This is a genomic window from Pseudomonas sp. EA_65y_Pfl1_P113 (genome assembly GCF_963970525.1).
GTDB classification, from domain to species: Bacteria; Pseudomonadota; Gammaproteobacteria; order Pseudomonadales; family Pseudomonadaceae; genus Aquipseudomonas; species Aquipseudomonas tritici.
This window is the reverse complement of the sequence record NZ_CAXAQM010000359.1, coordinates 1-523: the sequence shown is the minus strand read 5'-3', so window position 1 is coordinate 523 and position 523 is coordinate 1. Positions and strand designations below refer to the sequence as shown.

Annotated in this window: 1 protein-coding gene; it reads left to right on the top strand. The window is 66.5% G+C overall.

Annotation, left to right across the window (positions count from 1 at the left end; genetic code table 11):
* Positions 1-523: ATP-binding cassette domain-containing protein (locus AACY52_RS30040; protein ID WP_339561337.1), on the top strand; the 523-nt coding region annotated here is incomplete at both ends.

Below are 523 nucleotides of genomic sequence, written 5' to 3'. Positions count from 1 at the left end.
ATCCGGCTGTTCGGCGAAGACGCGGTGACCTTGCCGCGATCGCGCCTGCCTGGCTTCCGGCGGCGGATCGGCGTGGTGTTCCAGGATTTCCGGCTCGTCCCGCATCTCTCGGCCTTTGACAATATCGCCTTGCCGCTGCGCGTATCGGGCGTGCGCGAAAGCGATGTCGAGGCACCCGTGCGCGAGATGCTCGCCTGGGTCGGCCTCAGCGACCGCGTCGACGCGAAGCCGCCAACGTTGTCGGGCGGCGAGCAGCAGCGCGTGGCGATTGCGCGCGCTGTGATCGGCCGACCCGAAATCCTCGTTGCCGACGAACCGACCGGCAACGTCGATCCGGACATGGCGGAACGATTGTTGCACCTGTTCGACTCGCTCAATCGGCTCGGTACGACGGTCGTGGTGGCAACCCACGATTTCCACCTGCTCGGGCGCATCCAGAAGGCACACATGATGCGGTTGGACCACGGGCGTTTGCTAGACCCGACGGGTTCGTTGCGCTTTCCCCCGCCCAACGGCACCGGCG